Source organism: Acinetobacter baumannii (genome assembly GCF_009759685.1).
GTDB classification, from domain to species: domain Bacteria; phylum Pseudomonadota; class Gammaproteobacteria; order Pseudomonadales; family Moraxellaceae; genus Acinetobacter; species Acinetobacter baumannii.
This window is the reverse complement of the sequence record NZ_CP046654.1, coordinates 2,687,116-2,704,354: the sequence shown is the minus strand read 5'-3', so window position 1 is coordinate 2,704,354 and position 17,239 is coordinate 2,687,116. Positions and strand designations below refer to the sequence as shown.

At 39.2% G+C, this 17,239-nt stretch carries 16 protein-coding genes and 1 pseudogene; 5 read left to right on the top strand and 12 right to left on the bottom strand.

Annotated elements, in window-relative coordinates; translation table 11 throughout:
- Positions 1-4: 4 nt before the first annotated feature.
- From GO593_RS12990 to GO593_RS12970, 5 genes are all read right to left on the bottom strand, one after another.
- The gene (locus GO593_RS12990) at positions 5-784 is read right to left on the bottom strand and encodes a Rossmann-like and DUF2520 domain-containing protein (protein ID WP_000703560.1); all 780 of its coding nucleotides are present in this window, start codon (positions 782-784) and stop codon (positions 5-7) included.
- 86 nt (positions 785-870) lie between these two features.
- On the bottom strand, positions 871-2,286 hold the full coding sequence (locus GO593_RS12985; protein WP_000026491.1) for an OmpA family protein: 1,416 nt from the start codon (positions 2,284-2,286) through the stop codon (positions 871-873).
- A gap of 213 nt (positions 2,287-2,499) precedes the next feature.
- On the bottom strand, positions 2,500-3,735 hold the full coding sequence (locus tag GO593_RS12980; RefSeq protein WP_000029360.1) for a dihydroorotase: 1,236 nt from the start codon (positions 3,733-3,735) through the stop codon (positions 2,500-2,502).
- Positions 3,736-3,747: 12 nt separating this feature from the next.
- Positions 3,748-4,764 (bottom strand): aspartate carbamoyltransferase catalytic subunit, encoded by a 1,017-nt coding sequence (locus GO593_RS12975; protein WP_000546639.1) that lies wholly within the window; start codon positions 4,762-4,764, stop codon positions 3,748-3,750.
- Between the two features lie 123 nt (positions 4,765-4,887).
- On the bottom strand, positions 4,888-5,232 hold the full coding sequence (locus tag GO593_RS12970) for a hypothetical protein (protein ID WP_000655896.1): 345 nt from the start codon (positions 5,230-5,232) through the stop codon (positions 4,888-4,890).
- Between the two features lie 238 nt (positions 5,233-5,470).
- Here GO593_RS12970 and rlmKL point away from each other — a divergent pair, with 238 nt between their 5' ends.
- Entirely contained in the window at positions 5,471-7,675 is a 2,205-nt protein-coding gene (gene rlmKL, locus GO593_RS12965) for a bifunctional 23S rRNA (guanine(2069)-N(7))-methyltransferase RlmK/23S rRNA (guanine(2445)-N(2))-methyltransferase RlmL (protein WP_001098022.1), read from the top strand.
- 26 nt (positions 7,676-7,701) lie between these two features.
- Here the strand turns inward: rlmKL and GO593_RS12960 are convergent, their stop codons facing one another.
- Positions 7,702-8,118 carry a hypothetical protein gene (locus GO593_RS12960; protein ID WP_001060740.1) on the bottom strand — a complete coding sequence of 139 codons (417 nt, stop codon included), beginning with the start codon at positions 8,116-8,118 and terminating at the stop codon, positions 7,702-7,704.
- Between the two features lie 268 nt (positions 8,119-8,386).
- Here GO593_RS12960 and GO593_RS12955 point away from each other — a divergent pair, with 268 nt between their 5' ends.
- Positions 8,387-8,875, top strand: a complete 489-nt coding sequence (locus GO593_RS12955) for a CinA family protein (RefSeq protein ID WP_000941316.1) — start codon at positions 8,387-8,389, stop codon at positions 8,873-8,875.
- A 57-nt stretch (positions 8,876-8,932) separates the two neighbouring features.
- On the opposite strand, the gene clpB is transcribed toward GO593_RS12955, so the two are convergent.
- Entirely contained in the window at positions 8,933-11,512 is a 2,580-nt protein-coding gene (gene clpB / locus GO593_RS12950; RefSeq protein ID WP_001210050.1) for an ATP-dependent chaperone ClpB, read from the bottom strand.
- 300 nt (positions 11,513-11,812) lie between these two features.
- Between clpB and GO593_RS12945 the strand changes: the two genes are divergently transcribed.
- Positions 11,813-12,619, top strand: a complete 807-nt coding sequence (locus tag GO593_RS12945; protein ID WP_001237340.1) for a peptidoglycan DD-metalloendopeptidase family protein — start codon at positions 11,813-11,815, stop codon at positions 12,617-12,619.
- On the opposite strand, the gene GO593_RS12940 is transcribed toward GO593_RS12945, so the two are convergent.
- The 3 genes and pseudogenes from GO593_RS12940 to GO593_RS19175 form a co-directional block, all read right to left on the bottom strand.
- Positions 12,616-13,041, bottom strand: coding sequence for a GNAT family N-acetyltransferase (locus tag GO593_RS12940; RefSeq protein ID WP_001026227.1), 426 nt, complete (start codon positions 13,039-13,041; stop codon positions 12,616-12,618). The genes GO593_RS12945 and GO593_RS12940 overlap by 4 nt on opposite strands.
- A 94-nt stretch (positions 13,042-13,135) precedes the next feature.
- The gene (locus tag GO593_RS12935) at positions 13,136-13,558 is read right to left on the bottom strand and encodes an OsmC family protein (protein ID WP_001195082.1); all 423 of its coding nucleotides are present in this window, start codon (positions 13,556-13,558) and stop codon (positions 13,136-13,138) included.
- Positions 13,559-13,636: 78 nt separating this feature from the next.
- Positions 13,637-13,756 (bottom strand): annotated as a pseudogene (locus GO593_RS19175) (hypothetical protein).
- Positions 13,757-13,997: 241 nt separating this feature from the next.
- Between GO593_RS19175 and crp the strand changes: the two are divergent.
- Both crp and GO593_RS12925 read left to right on the top strand, forming a co-directional pair.
- Positions 13,998-14,705: a cAMP-activated global transcriptional regulator CRP gene (crp, locus tag GO593_RS12930; RefSeq protein WP_000203217.1), complete on the top strand. Its 708-nt coding sequence runs from the start codon at positions 13,998-14,000 to the stop codon at positions 14,703-14,705.
- Between the two features lie 160 nt (positions 14,706-14,865).
- The gene (locus GO593_RS12925) at positions 14,866-15,915 is read left to right on the top strand and encodes an NADP(H)-dependent aldo-keto reductase (RefSeq protein ID WP_001159810.1); all 1,050 of its coding nucleotides are present in this window, start codon (positions 14,866-14,868) and stop codon (positions 15,913-15,915) included.
- A 58-nt stretch (positions 15,916-15,973) separates the two neighbouring features.
- On the opposite strand, the gene GO593_RS12920 is transcribed toward GO593_RS12925, so the two are convergent.
- Positions 15,974-16,753 carry a M48 family metallopeptidase gene (locus GO593_RS12920; protein WP_001034598.1) on the bottom strand — a complete coding sequence of 260 codons (780 nt, stop codon included), beginning with the start codon at positions 16,751-16,753 and terminating at the stop codon, positions 15,974-15,976.
- 116 nt (positions 16,754-16,869) lie between these two features.
- A complete protein-coding gene (locus GO593_RS12915) occupies positions 16,870-17,187 on the bottom strand; it encodes a hypothetical protein (RefSeq protein WP_000776215.1) in 318 nt (105 codons plus the stop codon).
- Between the last annotated feature and the right edge of the window lie 52 nt (positions 17,188-17,239).

Sequence of the window (17,239 nt, the reverse complement as noted above, 5' to 3'; positions counted from 1 at the left end):
AAAATTAAGATGAGTGATGGCGCTTTACGATGCCATCACTTAAAAGTTGATAAACCTGTTTTAAATCATCTCGATTTGCTTGGGCTAATAAGCTTTGATGCATTACCAAGATATTCTGATCTCCTCGCATTGCAGGTCCTGTTTGCATTTGCTTTGGATCATTTTCAGTAGCTTTTTTTGCTGTTTCCAGAATTAATGGGTAAAGAAAGCCAAAGTCGACCTGCTCCGCATCTACAACTTGCTTTGCCATATCAAAACAATAATTACTAAAATTACAGGCAAACACGGCTGCCAAATGCAAAGTTAAACGCTGTTTGGAGGTGTATTGATACACTCGCTTACTTAGGCTATTTGCTAAATCAGAAAGTATGACTAAATCGTCTTTATTGGTCGCCTCTACAAATAATGGTGTGGCTTGCCAATCAACGTCTCTTTCAAGACTGAATGTTTGCAGAGGATAAAACACCCCTGCTTTTTCATGAATATTACTGATGACTTGAATGTCTGTGCTACCCGAGGTATGGACCATAAGCGTTTCTGGGAATATCTCATGTACCTGCTTTGCAAGCTCAGCAATAGCACTGTCTGAAACTGCCAGAATAATTAAATCAGTAGGTTGAAATTCATGAAGAGACTGACAAGCCTTTGATTTAATCTGTTTAGAAAATTTTTGGGTTTTCTCAAAATCACGCGCATAAACTTGTGCGATGTGATGACCTTGAGCCAACAGTACCTTTGCCAAATGAAAGGCAACACGCCCACTCCCTAACAAACTAATTTTCATGCCAACCTAACAATATTTATTTCTATAAAAAAAGCTTCTCAAAATGAGAAGCTTTTTTCAAATTAGAATTCAATAAAATCTGTTTTTTATTGAGCTACTGAAAACTCAATACGACGGTTTTTAAAGCGTCCTTCTTCGGTCGTATTGTCTGCAACTGGCTGTTCTGAACCATGGCCTTTAGCAACCAGTTTAGAAGCATCCACTCCTTTAGAAACTAAATAATCTACTACTGCTTGAGCACGTCGTTGAGAAAGCGCTTTATTAGCAGCGGCATTCCCTGTTGAGTCGGTGTGACCGCCTACATCTAATTTAACACCAGACACTTTATTTAAAAGGGTTGCTGCTTGATCAAGAATAGCTTTGTTATCTGCAGGAATGTCACTTGAGCCACTCGCAAAGTTAATAATTTGTAAATTAAGTGCTTTAACTAGTGCGTTTACATCTACATTATTCGGGTCAATTGCAGTTAAGGCTGTTTGCGAAGCACTTAAACTGTTGCTTACAGACTGTTCAGCTGTTTCTGGTGCTGAGGCAACAACTTCAGTATGTGGAACAAGTGCTTTTACTTTAGCAGTTAACGCTTCTAACGCTGCAGCATCACCTGCTTTCAATGTAATCTTGTCACCCACCCATTCTAAAGAAGCGTTTGGAATACCTTTTAATGCACCTAACACTCCTGCTAAAGCATCCTTATCGGTAAAAGCAGCCGCATAAGTTTGACTTGTATCAACATCACAATCTTTAGTAGCTGAAAAGACTTGTTTAACTTGAGTTTGTAAAGTCGCCAAGAAACCTTGATCGCCAATTCCAGCCTGACACTGGCTCACGGCACCTTTATCATCGGTACTTAAAGTTAAAGTAGCTGGAGCAGCCGCAGCCTCTACACCGCTTGCAGCTTTAGTTTCAGGTACAGGTGTAGCTTCTTTATGCTGGCAAGAGCGCCACAACCAAGCAATTAATAACCCAAGAATAATGAGCGCAATAATGGGTAAAAAACCACGAGATTTGCCCGTAGTCTCTGTTGCTGCTGCAAGTGGCGGTGCTGTCGATGAAGTTACAGAAGATAAACCAGCTCCAATACCTAATGGAGCTAATAAGCCCACGGCCCATCCTGGTAAATATGAACGGATCGTTTCAGCATGCTGACGTAAATAGTTCACAATACTTTGTTGATCATTTCCGGCTACGTCAGAAATAGCATTAAGGCTCGGTTTTAATGCGCTATTGAGGGTATTTTCGATTTCATTATTTGGTGCTGTACCGCTTAAATGGGTAAGCACAGTATTCTTAATTTGCTCATTATGAGAAAAAAGATCGGATAATGACGGAGCCAAACTGTTTTTCAATTGTCCTATAAGATCAGGTTTAGCAGCTAATAATGAAAGTAGAATTGGATAAAACTTAGATAAAGCGTTTGTTTTTTCGCCGAGGTATCCATCCTGATTATTTAATATTGTTGAAGATACTTTTTCTTTAAGCAGTTCTATAGGGTTTATCGACATTGGTTATTCTCCCGAATCTTATACGTCGTAACCAGCAACTTTTTGATTATTCAAATACTTCTCTTTGCTGATAGTTTTTTATTCTAATGCGCTCGAAATCTTTTGTTGTTTTTTAAATAATTTATATACAATTTTCCATCTAGTATTTACAAAACAGGCAGATCATTATGATCTACCTGTTTATATTTTATATTGGCATTTTGCGGCTTAAAATTAAACAGCAAAAGTTTGTAAGACTTTACCTGTAAGCTTTTGACCCAGTAAAGGGGTGTTTTTCCCTTGAGATAAAATAGTGTCTTTACTTACAGTCCAGCTTAACTTAGGATCTACTAACACCCACCCTGCTTCAGCTTGCCAACGTGCTGTCATATTTGCTACCTGGGCAGGAGCACTTGTCACTTTAGTTACCCATTCTAAAGGTTCAAATAGACCTTCATTAATGAGCTGAATACCTAAAGCCACATAAGTATCAAATGCAGTAATACCCGGTTGGGTCTCTGCAAATGGAGCCATTTTGGCTGAACTGCTTAAAGGCTCATGGTGGGTACAGATTGCATCAATTACACCCTGTTTTAAACCTTGGCGTAAAAGCTCTTTATCTTGCTCAGAACGTAATGGTGGACGAACATGTGCAAGTGAATTAAAGCCATCAATTAGTTGCTCAGTTAAATGTAACTGATGCATCGCTACATCGGCAGTAACCGGTAAACCTTTTGCCTTTGCAGCACGAATTAATTCGACCGAAGCACCACAAGACAATAAACCAAAGTGAGCTTTAACACCTGTCGCTTCAATCATAAGTAGATATTTTGCAATCGCTACGGTTTCTGCAATTGCAGGAATCATTGGTAAACCTTGACGTGATGCAATAAAACCTTCATGAGCACAGCCATCTTTAGCAAGTTGTGGCTCTTCAGCATAGAAAACGACGGTTAAACCAAGACCCGCAGCGTACTCTAATGTACGAACAACGACATCGTCATTTTCAAAAGCAGCATTCGCATTTGAAACAGCAGTACAGCCACCCTTTTTTAGGCCTGCCATATTTGCTGGTTGCTTACCATTTAGACCTTGAGTCTGGGCACCGATGATATGCATGTGAATACCACCATCATGCCAAGCTTTTTCAATTAAGCCGTGAATGAGCGCACCGTTGTCTTGTACAATCGGCTTTGAGTCTGGCGGCGTAATGACGTGCAAAATACCGTTAGCACGTGCAGCTTTACCTTCTGATTTCAACGTTCCATGCTGCTGTTGACCCGGTTCACGCAAACGTGCGCACAAATCAACCATAGTTGGCATTAACCATTTACCCTGACCATCAATAGTTTGTTCAACTTGGTCGACTGGAGCAACGAGTTTACCGTCTTGAAGATATACAGTTTGTACGCTATCTGTTTTTTGGATTGGGTCTAACACACGTACATTTTCAATTTTTACAATACTCATGTGATCCATTCCTTACAACGCAATCGCTTCAATTAAACCTTGTTCTTGGAGTTGCCCTTGCATAGACAACGCCAGCACAGCCATACGAACTGCAATACCGTTAGTGACCTGTTTTAAAATCACTGACTGTTCGCCATCAGCAATACTCGAATCAATTTCTACACCACGGTTCATTGGTCCCGGATGCATAACAATACAGTCCGGTTTAGCCAAGCTAAGGCGCTCTTTGTTTAAACCGTACATTCTGTAAAATTCAGATTGCGAAGATAATGCTGGTGAATCGATACGTTCATTTTGAATACGTAAAGCAATAATCACATCACAACCGGTAATGCCTTCATCCATGTTATTGAACAAACGAACATGGTCGCCATATTCTGAAAAACCAACTGGTAATAAGGTGTTCGGCGCAATCACACGGATATCTTTACATCCGAGTGTTTGAAGTGCAGCTACATCTGAACGCGCAACGCGAGAGTGTTTAATGTCACCAATAATGGCAACACTCAAGTCTTCAAATGGTTTTTTCGTCTCACGGCGAATAGTGAGCATATCGAGCATCGCTTGCGTTGGATGGGCATGACGTCCATCTCCGGCATTAATAATTGCGACTTTCGGACATACATCTTTAGCAATAAAATGTGCAGCACCTGAAGATGAATGACGTACAACAAAAATATCGGCAGCCATTGCTTCGAGGTTCCAAAGCGTATCTCGTAAAGTCTCACCTTTTGACGTGCTTGAACGTGCAATATCAATGTTCAATACATTGGCAGACAAACGTTTTGCTGCTGCTTCAAAAGTAGTACGAGTACGGGTGGAGTTTTCAAAGAAGAGATTCATAACCGTCCGACCTTCTAAAAGCGGGCGGTTAATTAAATTATTATTATCATCTAAAAAGCTTTGCGCGGTATCTAAAATCTTAGTGAGGTTTTCTTTTGAAAGGCCCTCAATCGTTAAAAAATGTTTTAAATTTCCGTCTTGATTGAGCTGAACCTGGCTCGGTTGATGCAACGCTGCAATATGCATAATGGATTCCTATGGGTCGAATCGCGAAAACGTGCATAGTGTAGCTGAATTCCGTTCTTTTCGCAGAAGAACTTTACAGAATAAGGCCCTAAATTGACCAGAAAATTTAGAGCCGTGCTCATATTACCTTAAAGCACCAATATAATGATGTGGAACTTGTGCCCGATAAATGTCTTCGGCTGTGATTTCTGATTCTTCACTAGTTTGAATACTTACTGTCATTTCTTTTTGAGACTGCTCTGGTATTGAATCCGTCAATACCATTAATCGTTCAACACAGCGTTTTAATTCATCATCTTCTGCTTCTAGTGCCAGTGCAATTACATATTTCGCATAGTCTTTATTTTGAACAACATACATTGCATCTATCACCCGCCCCGTTACTCTGCGCATACGCACATAAATTTGAGTAGCTAAGGTGAAAGCTTCTGCATCCGCTATAAAACCATTCCCCATCACATCTTTCATTTATATTCCCCTATGTTTTCAAATCATGAAATTGGTTAAAAACCATCAATAATGATTAATTAAATAAGTTTTATTTCGAAAGATTTAGCAAAATACATACCAGTTTTTATATTTTAAGCTTTAAAAATCAATTTATTGGTTGCCAAGTGATAGGTTGCAATAATTTAAAAACTTTTAGACACCAAAATACGTTAAACTTTGCATCGTTAATATTTATATGTTTTGGTCAATCGAGTTTATGAATACCTCTTTACGTTTAAACCACTATTGGATTACTTGTGCTGATGGTTTAGAAACCCTCTTACAAGAAGAAATAGAACAGCTTGGCACCAAAGTGACAGAACGTAAAGCAGGACGTTTAATCATTGAAGGAACGCTTGAACATGCTTACCGTATTTGCATGTGGTCACGTCTTGCTTCACGTGTTTTACTTCCAATTCATACTTATGAACTTGAACGTACCCACGATGCGCGTGATGTAGCAGAAGAGCTTTATGAAGGTGCAATTAGTTTTGATTGGTCACTTATTTTTGCACCACAAAGTACCTTTGCAATTCGCTTACATGCAGAGCGTGAAATTAAGGTAAATACGCAGTTTGCAACCCTTCGTGTAAAAGACGGTGTTGTTGATTCCTTTATGGAAGCTGTAGGTCGCCGCCCAAGTATTGATACCAAACAACCAGAAATTACATTATATGTGCTTGCGGGCAAAACCGAGCATACCTACTGTCTAGATTTATCTGGTGATTCATTACATAAACGCGGCTACCGTCGTTTCATGACAGATGCGCCAATTAAAGAAAACCTCGCAGCGGCAATTTTACAAAAAGCCAAGCTTCAGGAACGTAACCCGGAAATTGTACTTGACCCAATGTGTGGTTCAGGCACATTTATTATTGAAGCATTAATGATTTTAACTGATCGTGCGCCGGGTCTTGTACGTCGTTTTGGTTTTAATGGCTGGCATGGTCATGACCGTGAACTTTGGCTTTCACTCAAAGCCGAAGCAGCAGAGCGTCATGAAAAAGCACTTGAACAACCGTTACCTAAGTTTTATGCATACGATGCTGACTGGGAAGCTGTAAAAGCAACACGCGAAAACATTATTGCAGCAGGTTTTGAAAAGCTACTAGGCGATATTCAAATTGAAGAGCGCACTTTAGCAGACTGGCCAGATTTCGGTGCTGAAAATAAAACTGCTTTTATCGTTACCAACCCTCCATATGGTGAGCGCTTAGGTGACAAAGCTTCTAACCGTTCTCTTTACTTAGGCTTATCTGCCCTCTTACAAAAGAACTTCCCAAATCAATATGCAGCAATCATTGCCGCACAAATTGAACAAGCGGATGTTTTAGCATTTGAAGCACCAGAAACATTACGCTTAATGAATGGTAAATTACCGATTTATGTTCGTTTCGGTACAGTTAAACCTGAAAAAGTCACTCAACCATTCTTGGCAAACTGGCAAGCTCAACCTGTCGAAATGGAAGAAGCTCAAGACTTTGCTAACCGTTTGCAAAAGAACATGACTGCCTTGAAAAAATGGGCAACCAAAGAAAATATCTATTGCTTACGTTTATACGATGCAGACCTCCCTGACTTTAACCTTGCTGTAGACTTATATGGCGACCGTTTACATGTTCAGGAATATGCACCACCTAAAAAGATTGATCCTGAAAAAGCAAAAAAACGTTTTAACTTAGCGCTTGCTGCTATTCGTGCGGTAACAGGATTAAATCGCGATGCAATCTTTATTAAAACACGTGCGCGTCAAACTGGTACCAATCAGTACACCAAACAAAGTACAGCCAATAAACGTTTCATCGTGCAAGAAGGTAAAGCTAAAATTTTAGTGAACCTGACTGACTACCTTGATACTGGTTTGTTCCTTGACCACCGTCAAATGCGTTTACGTATTGCTCAAGAAGCACGTGGTAAGCACTTCTTAAATCTTTATAGTTATACCTCGACAGCCAGCTTACACGCGGCCTTAGGCGGCGCTGCAAGTACAACCAGTGTAGATTTATCTAATACTTACTTGAGCTGGTCAAAAGAAAACTTCGTTTTAAACGGTTTAACGGTAGATCATGCAGACGAACAGCATATGTTCTTTGCAAGTGACTGTTTTGAATGGTTAAAAGAAGGTCATGAACAATATGATCTTATTTTTATTGATCCGCCAACATTCTCTAACTCTAAAAAGTTCCACGGTACTTTTGATGTGCAGCGCGATCACGTCTCTTTAATTAAACGTGCAATGAACCGCTTAACAAGTGAAGGTACACTTTACTTCTCAAATAACTATCGTGGTTTTGAGATGGATGAAGAGATCGAGGCTTTATATGACGTTGAAGAAATTACTTCTGAAACGATTGGACCCGATTTTAAACGTAATCAAAAAATCCACCGTGCATGGAAAATTCAGCATCCTGGATTAAATTAATCTGAATTTGAAAAAGGAAGTTATCATTACTTCACGGTAATGATAACTTCACCATGTACATTCTTTGACTCAAAATCATAACGTGTAAATCGATCAGCTCTTTCTGGCAGAGCAACCATTTCTAACTTTTTCTTCTCTTTTCCATCAATGACCTGATTTTGCTTTTGTTCTTGATAAGGTGATAACACACTTGTACGCAGTGAATTCCATCGAACCTGCTGTAAATAGTTATCCCCTAGTGTTTGCCGAACTTGACGTTGCTCTATTTCTGGCTTCTTCGCATCATCTTGAGCTTTCTCAATAATTACGGGTAGAGCTGCCGTTACTGCTCCTGTTTGAGTTGCAAGCGCACTTTCATTCATAGGCTGTGCGGCCCATAGATTCGTCGGTAATACCGCTATACAACTTAAAATTCCCAGCACACACCCTTGCTTATTGTTCATCATGTTCATCCTAAAATTGTTATTGTTTGTTATATCGAATCAAACTAACAAGTTTTTAACCTTGTCGCAATGTTATAAAGAAACTTCCCGATAATTAGCATTGATCATTTTAAAACCTGAAATTCTTCACAGGCTTTTTGTGAATATTCAAATAGTTTTATAGATTTTTATCTTAGACTTGAACCATACCCTTAGATCACTTAACGTGATTTTATAATTTATTTGTAGTTAGATTTATTCATAAATAAACACCATACGAGGTGGAATAATGCTTCAGCAATGCTGTCAGTTATTAGAAGACCGTTTACTTAAAGTCGCATTTATTGAAAGTGCCAGTTCAGGTTACTTAACCAGTCAGTTTTCGATTCATAAAAATAGTGGTGCTGATATTTTACTGGGTGGATTAGTCAGTTATGACCCCAGTATTAAAATCAGTGTTTTAAAAGTTGATCCAAAGTTAATTGAAACCTACACAGCAGAATCGCCACAAGTAACTGAAGAAATGTGCAGGCTTGGTCAAACCCTATTTCAACAAGCTGACATTGTTGTGAGCTGCACAGGTTTATTAAAACCTGGCGGAAGTGAAACCACGGAAAAACCTGTAGGTACTTTCTTTATTTGTATTTCTTATCTAGGACGTATTTATCATTATCATTATTTTTTATCAGGTCATGCCGAACAAAAACTTAAAACTCTCACACAGAAAGTAGCAGATTCAATTATTGCGCTTATATCTTCAAATCAGCATAAAAGTTAAATATAAAAAAAGAGAATATGTTTCCATATTCTCTTTTCGGTTTTAGCAGAAAAAAACTTAGCTGAGTTTCAGCTTATCAAACACTAAGTGACCATTTTCGCCTTTAACTAAAATGGTATCACCCGCAACAAAGTCACCTGACAAGATTTTTTGAGCTAGTGTATTTTCAACCTGTTGTTGAATTGCACGTTTCAATGGACGCGCTCCGTATACAGGATCAAAACCAGCGTCAATCAATAAGTCAAATGCACTGTCATCTACAGTTAAACTCATATCACGATCAACAAGTCGTGAGCGTAAGCGGTCCAACTGAATATCGGCAATGCCACGAATTTGTGCTTTTTTGAGTGAATGGAAAATCACCAGCTCATCAATCCGGTTAATAAACTCCGGACGGAAATGCTGACTTACCGCATTCATTACAATAGTACGCACTTCATCATCAGTTGCACCTTCACCAAGTTCACGTACATCTTGTGAACCCAAGTTCGATGTCATCACAATAACCGTGTTTTTAAAGTCCACTACACGACCTTGTGAGTCGGTTAAGCGTCCATCGTCTAACACTTGCAGCAAGATATTGAAGACATCTGGATGCGCTTTTTCAACCTCATCAAACAACACTACGCTATATGGTTTACGGCGAACAGCTTCGGTTAAAACACCGCCCTCTTCGTAACCTACGTAACCCGGAGGCGCACCAACTAAACGGCTGACAGAATGTTTCTCCATGAATTCACTCATGTCGATACGAATCATGGCATCATCACTGTCAAACAAGAAGTTAGCTAAAGCTTTAGTCAACTCAGTTTTACCAACACCTGTTGGTCCTAAGAACAAGAATGATCCGCTAGGACGATTCGGGTCAGACAAACCGGCACGTGAACGGCGAACAGCATTCGATACCGCAACAACTGCTTCATCTTGCCCTACAACACGGTCATGTAAAAACTCTTCCATATGAAGGAGTTTTTCACGCTCGCCTTGCATCATTTTAGCAACCGGAATACCTGTTGCAGCACTAACGACTTCAGCAATTTCATTTTCAGTTACTTTTGTACGAATGAGTTTTGGCTCTTCGTTTTCTTCAGCAACTTCATCTTGCTCCAATTGTTTTTGAAGCTCTGGAATTACGCCATATTGCAAACGTGCTGCTTCTGCCAAATCGCCTTCGCGCTGAGCTTTTTCAAAAGCAATACGTGCTTTATCAAGTTCAACCTGAGCTTGTTTAGTGCCTTCTACCAGTGTTTTCTCAGCTTTCCACACTTCTTCCAGATCGTTGTATTCTTTCTCGACTTCAGCGATCTGTTTTTCAAGATGAGTAACTTCGGCCTTACTGCCTGCGTCTTCATCTTTTTTCACCGCTTCCAATTGCATTTTCAACTGGATTAAACGGCGGTCAAGTTTATCAAGTGCTTCTGGCTTAGAATCGATTTCCATCTTAATACGAGAAGCGGCTTCATCAATCAGGTCAATCGCCTTGTCCGGTAATTGACGGTCTGTAATATAACGATGAGACATTTTCGCCGCAGCAATAATCGCTGAGTCTAAAATCTGTACGCCATGGTGAGTCGCATACTTTTCTTTCAGACCACGTAAAATCGCAATGGTATCTTCTACACTTGGTTCATCGACCAGTACTTTTTGGAAACGACGCTCCAAGGCTGCATCTTTTTCAATGTATTGGCGATATTCATCTAAGGTTGTTGCACCCACACAGCGCAACTCACCACGAGCCAACGCAGGTTTTAACATATTACCTGCATCCATCGCGCCGTCACCTTTACCAGCACCAACGAGTGTATGTAACTCGTCAATGAACAAGATGATTTCGCCTTCGTGTTTCGCCAAATCTTTTAAAACAGCTTTTAAACGTTCTTCAAACTCACCACGATACTTAGCACCAGCAAGCAATGAACCTAAATCTAACGATAAAACACGTTTATTCTTTAAGCCTTCTGGTACTTCACCATTGACAATACGTTGTGCCAAACCTTCAACAATAGCGGTTTTACCTACCCCAGGTTCACCAATGAGTACTGGGTTATTTTTAGTACGGCGTGACAAGACCTGAATGGTACGGCGAATCTCATCATCACGCCCAATCACCGGATCAAGTTTCCCCGATAAAGCCCGCTCGGTTAAATCAATCGTATATTTATTAAGTGAGTCACGTTGGTCTTCGTGATTATTACTCATGACTTTGTCACTACCTCGAATATTTTCAATTACTTTGCGTAAGCTGTCGGGAGTTACACCTACGGCACTTAAAATATTTTTTGTTTCACCAGTTTCTGCCAAGCCCAATAAAACCCAGTCAGTTGACAAAAATTCATCGCCAGCTTTTTGCGCGTATCGATCTGCCAAGTTGAGTGCTTTAACTGCTTCTGGGTTTAAATTGACATCGCCCGTCGGGTTAGCAATAGTCGGAGCATCTTTTAAAGCCTGCTCTAGCTTTTGTTTAAGTTCAGGTAACCGTGCACCTGCTTGTTGCAACAAACTAATATTGGACGGCTCTTCCAATAAAGTACTCAAAATATGAATACCTGCTATAGCTGTATGGTCTTTACCCATCGCTAAGGATTGAGCATCTGAGAGGGCTTGCTGCAAGCGGTTCGTAAATTTTTCAAATCGCATTCTTGTTATTCCTCACAACAAATTCGTACTTGTGTAATAGATGGGAACACTTTTTCGGATTTCAAATAAATTTTTATATATTTTTCATTAAGTTATAAAAAATACTGCGAGTAAAACTCGATTATAATATGGGTTTGTTTTGTATATATTTCAAGTACACTTCGGCTACATTTTATTAAATATCTTGAATATTTATATTTACTCTCATCTATTTTATGGTCTTCACAAAGACTTCATTGAGAATTCCCAAATTAAGAATTAATTTATCTTGCCAATTCCATCCTGTTTTTGAAATTAAAAATGCGCTTAAAACATATTATATTAACAACTTGTCTTTTTAGCTCGACTCTAGCAATGGCGGAGTTACCCCAAGACTCAAGAAGACCCGGTGGTATTGCAGTTATTCCTTTAACGTCGGATATTACTCAGGTCACTTTTCAACACAAACCGGTTTTAATTAGCCAAGAAGGACAGCAGCGTTATGCAGTTTTCGGTATTCCGTTATCTACTCCACTTGGTAGTGTTCAACTCGATACCAATAAAGCCCCTATTCAAATAGAAGTTAAATCTTATCCATATGCTGAGCAACGCCTTAAAGTTACCAATCAAGACTATGTAAATCCCAATCAAAGTCAATTAGATCGTTACGCTCAAGAAGCTAAAGAACAAAATGATGTTTATAGTTCATTTACGCAAAGTTCGTGGCAAGCCTTACCAAAATTTATACGCCCAACTTCGGGAAAATTTACCAATTCTTTTGGTAAAAAACGCTTTTTTAATGGTGAAGAACGTGCTCCACACTCAGGTCTAGATATTCCAGCACCAATAGGCCAAAAAGTAGTTGCTCCAGCAGACGGTGTAGTCGTTCAAACAGGTCATTATTTTTTTAATGGGCAAACTGTATTAATCGATCACGGTCAAGGCTTAATTAGTATGTTTTGTCATTTAAGCGAGATAAAAGTAGAAAAAGGCCAACATATTCGTCAAGGGGAAACTTTAGGTCTCGTCGGTAAAACAGGACGTGTCACAGGCCCCCATTTACATTGGGGAATGAGCCTTAACAATGCACGGGTAGACCCTCAACTTTTTTTAAATACGACTCATTAATTTAAAACTTTACGAAAGTACTTTGGCGCTTCGACATAGCCTTCTCTTAGGTAAAATTGATGTGCCAAAGGTCTTTGTATCCCCGAATGAAGTTCCATTCGGTCACAACCACGTTGCTTCGCTAACCGTTCTGCTTCTTGTACAAGCAAATGCCCCACTCCTTTACTACGCATCTTCTCGTCAACACATAGATAACATATTTTGGCAAAGTCACCTTGTAAGGCAATTTGTGGAATAAAATAAAGCGATAAAACTCCATACACTTTTAAATCGTCAGCTGCGACCAACGTAATCGCATTAGGATCTTTACTTAGTATTTGAAATTGTTCCTGAACTACTTTTAAAGGCTGTGAATATCCCATTTGTTTAAGTAAATAACATATGGTTTCGGTATCATCCCATTGTGCTAAACGGATATTCACTTAACTCTCTCCTTTTATTTTTTAATTATTCTTATCATAAAAAAAAGCCAACATGACTGTTAGCTTTTTATTTTTTAGGCATTCACAAATAAAATTACGCTGCTTCAATAATCTCAAAATCGTGAGTAATTTCTACGCCACCATCTGAAAGCATTTTACTTGCTGAACAATATTTTTCAGCTGATAGCTCTACTGCTTTTGCGACCTGTTTTTCTTTTACAGCTTTACCTGTCACTACAAAGTGTAAATGGATCTTGGTGAAAACTGCCGGAATTGCATCTGCTCTCTCAGCTTTAAGCTGACATACGACATTCGTCACATCTTGACGGGATTTCTTTAAAATAGTCACAATATCAAACGAAGCACACCCACCAAGTCCCATTAATATCAACTCCATAGGACGTGGTCCACGGTTTTCACCACCGTACTCAGGTGAGCCATCCATCACTACACTATGACCGCTCTCTGATTTCGCTTCAAAAGCAACATTCTCTAGCCAATGTACACTTGTTTGCATTGCAACTACCCAAAAAAAATTATAAATTTAAGCAGGGTCTGTTGACATTTCATCTATGGATTGCGTAATAGCTAAAAATTAATCCAAATAAAACGCAAAACACAGACAAGGGCAATCCTTTGTCCAGTTTTGTAATAAAGTTTGTTAAATTTCAGCCGGAATCTGAGGTGCAATTAAAGCATCTTTGATGCAGCGCAAGGCCAGATTTTTTTGTTCGTTTCGTTGTTAAGCTCTATTGATTTAGAATGACTAAATTCCCTAGTTCTTGCTTCGTAACGTCCAGAAAAATTGTCTTATGTCGCAACCATCTGTGAAATGTCAACAGACCCTTGTTTTGTACACTAACATAAAATGAGTTGATAAGGAATTTCATCTCTTCTGTGTAATAGCTCATCTCGAGCTTGTGTGAATTGTTTACCCTATTCGGAACATATCAAGCATGACTTCAAATTTTTCACAACTCAGCACAGATGCTTTATCTCCGGGGCAACTACCTGAATCCGTTAAAGCATTGTTAAAACGTGCTCACATCAACAGATATCCAAAACGAACCACAATTGTTGATGCCGGAACAGAGTCAAAATCTTTATATTTAATTTTAAAAGGCTCAGTTTCAATTATTTTACGTGAAGACGATGAACGTGAAATTGTTGTGGCATATTTGAATCCTGGTGACTTCTTTGGGGAAATGGGGCTTTTCGAACCGAACCCTCAACGTACAGCTGAAGTTCGTACCCGTGATGTCTGTGAAATTGCAGAAATTTCATATGACAACTTCCACGAACTGAGCAAACAGTATCCAGATCTCAGCTATGCCGTTTTCGCGCAACTCGTTCGTCGTTTAAAAAATACAACTCGTAAAATGACCGATCTTGCATTTATTGATGTGTCAGGTCGTATTGCGCGTTGCTTAATCGACCTATCTTCACAACCAGAAGCAATGATCTTGCCGAATGGCCGTCAAATTCGTATTACTCGACAAGAGATTGGACGCATTGTCGGGTGTTCACGAGAAATGGTTGGCCGTGTATTAAAGACCTTAGAAGATCAAGGTATGATTCAAACTGACGGTAAAGCTATTCTAATTTTTGATACTTCATTAGAAGAAACCCCAGTCACTGACGAAGACTATGATGACGAAGAATAATTACTCGTAATTATTGAATAAAGAGCAAACTTCGGTTTGCTTTTTTTATATGCAACAATGAGTTAATACACAAAGCTTACAAACTATTCTGTTTTTATGATTTAAGTTGAATACATATTCTCCGTTAGGCTAACTTAAAATTTCTTAAGGATTTCGCAGTATGCAATTTAAACCACTTGGTCACACTGGCATTAACCTTCCTGAAATTTGCTTAGGTACCATGACATTTGGTGAGCAAAATACTCAACAAGAAGCTTTCGAACAACTCAATTACGCTTTAGAACACGGTTTATATTTTTGGGATACGGCAGAGATGTATTCCGTGCCTCCTAAACCAGAAACATATGGAGCAACCGAAACCATCTTAGGCAATTGGTTTGCACAGCATGGTCAGCGCGATAAAGTATTCCTTGCTTCAAAAATTGCAGGTCCCGGCTTTGGTGGAACACATATTCGAGAAGGCCATACCAAGTTTAATAGTGAACATATTACACAAGCGATTGATGGCTCTCTCAAACGCTTACAAACTGATTATATTGATCTTTATCAATTACATTGGCCTGAACGCCATACCAACTTCTTTGGAACGCTCGCTTATGGTAATCAGCAAGCCCAAAATGATTACGATACTACTCCCTTAGAAGAAACATTACTCGCTCTCCAAAAAGAGATTAATCGAGGCCGCATTCGTTATATCGGCTTATCTAATGAAACACCGTGGGGCACCATGAAGTTCCTTCAGCTTGCCGAAAATTTAGGTGTGAGTAAATTTGTGAGTGTGCAAAATCCGTATAGTCTGCTTAATCGCACCTATGAAATCGGTATGTCAGAAATTGCCAAATATGAGGGTGTAGGTTTACTTGCATACTCTCCTCTTGCTTTTGGTTATTTAACTGGCAAATTTAGAAATGGGGCTCGACCAGCCAATGCCCGCGTTACACTTTTCCCTCGCTTTAGCAGATACAGCAACCCGCAAAGTGAATGGGCAACTGAACAATATGCACAGCTTGCTGAAAAGCATGGTTTAAGCCTGACTCAATTGGCTCTAGCTTTTATTAAGCAGCAATTTTTTGTGACGAGTACGATTATTGGTGCAACCAATTTAGATCAGCTCAAAGAAAATATCCAAGCTTTTGAAATCGAGCTTTCACCAGAGATTTTACAAGGCATTGAGGCTATTCATATACAACAGCCTAATCCTGCTCCTTAAAAACAAAAACGGATGCTCAAGCATCCGTTTTTAACATTAGTTCTATTAGTGTTAAAACTTACTTACGACCATTATAAATAGCTAATGCCGCAGGTAAATTCTTACGCATGTCATTAATACGTTGAGCGTTTGATGGGTGAGTAGACAAGAAAGATGATCCACTGCCTTCAAGCTTGTTCATTTTTTCCCAAAGCGTAATCGCTGCATTTGGGTTATAACCTGCACGCGCCATTAGCATTAAACCACCTTGGTCAGCACGGCTTTCCAAACTACGAGAATATGGCAGACCCACACCTACTTGCGTGCCTAACTGAGCCGCAGCCGCGCCTAGTTGACTCACATTACCACCATTAATCTGACTTAAACCAATATTTAACGCTAAATCAGTTAAAGCTTGTGCGCCAATTTTACTTTTTGCATGCTCTTCCAAGGCGTGAGTCATTTCATGGCCCATAACTGCTGCAATTTCAGCATCAGTCAAGTTCAGTTTATTTACAATACCTGTGTAAAACACAACCTTGCCACCAGGCGCAACGTAAGCGTTAATCGTATCTGACTTCAATACAGCCAATTGCCAACTAAATGGCTGGCCTGTCTGATTCATTTGATTCGCATAAGGTTTTAAACGGTTAAAAACCGCATTAATACGGTTATAGGTACTTGAGCTTGTATCTAAAGCACCTTTACCACGCGCTTCCTGCACCATTTTATTGAAACTTTGTGCAGATTGAGCATTTAAAGTCGCGGTATCTGCACCTGCCATATCAGCCATTGTGGCACAACCAGAAATTGTTACTGCACCTGCTGCGCACAAGCTTAGAACGAACTTTTTATTCATTAACATGGGTCACCTAAATCGTTAAAAAACTGTTTATTCTTTTGCACTTATTATAAGAAATACCACTCACGCTTTAAATCTCTCATTTCTTCACGATCATAGTATTTATGTAACGGTCAATTAGATAAAGTCATCAAATAAATCCAGAATATTAAACATATTATGTTTAAACCAAGATAAACATGACTTAAAGTCTTAACTTTCTCTTCAAGATTAGGATTTTTCCTCTTCCAGAGTAAATAACTGTTTTGTATGAGAACAACAGGAATGAGGACACAAGCAATCAGGACAGAAAGACTCATAAATGCCGTCATGAAGAAGTCCGGATTATAATTTTGACCATAAATAATCAGCATTGCTAATGTGGGTGAACCACCTATAGCAAATAAAAAAGAATAAAAAATGGTTTTTGAAATAGTGGGTTGCAGCTTCATCCTGAGCCTATGATTTCTGATCTATATATCATGTTTTAATCTGAATCGAACC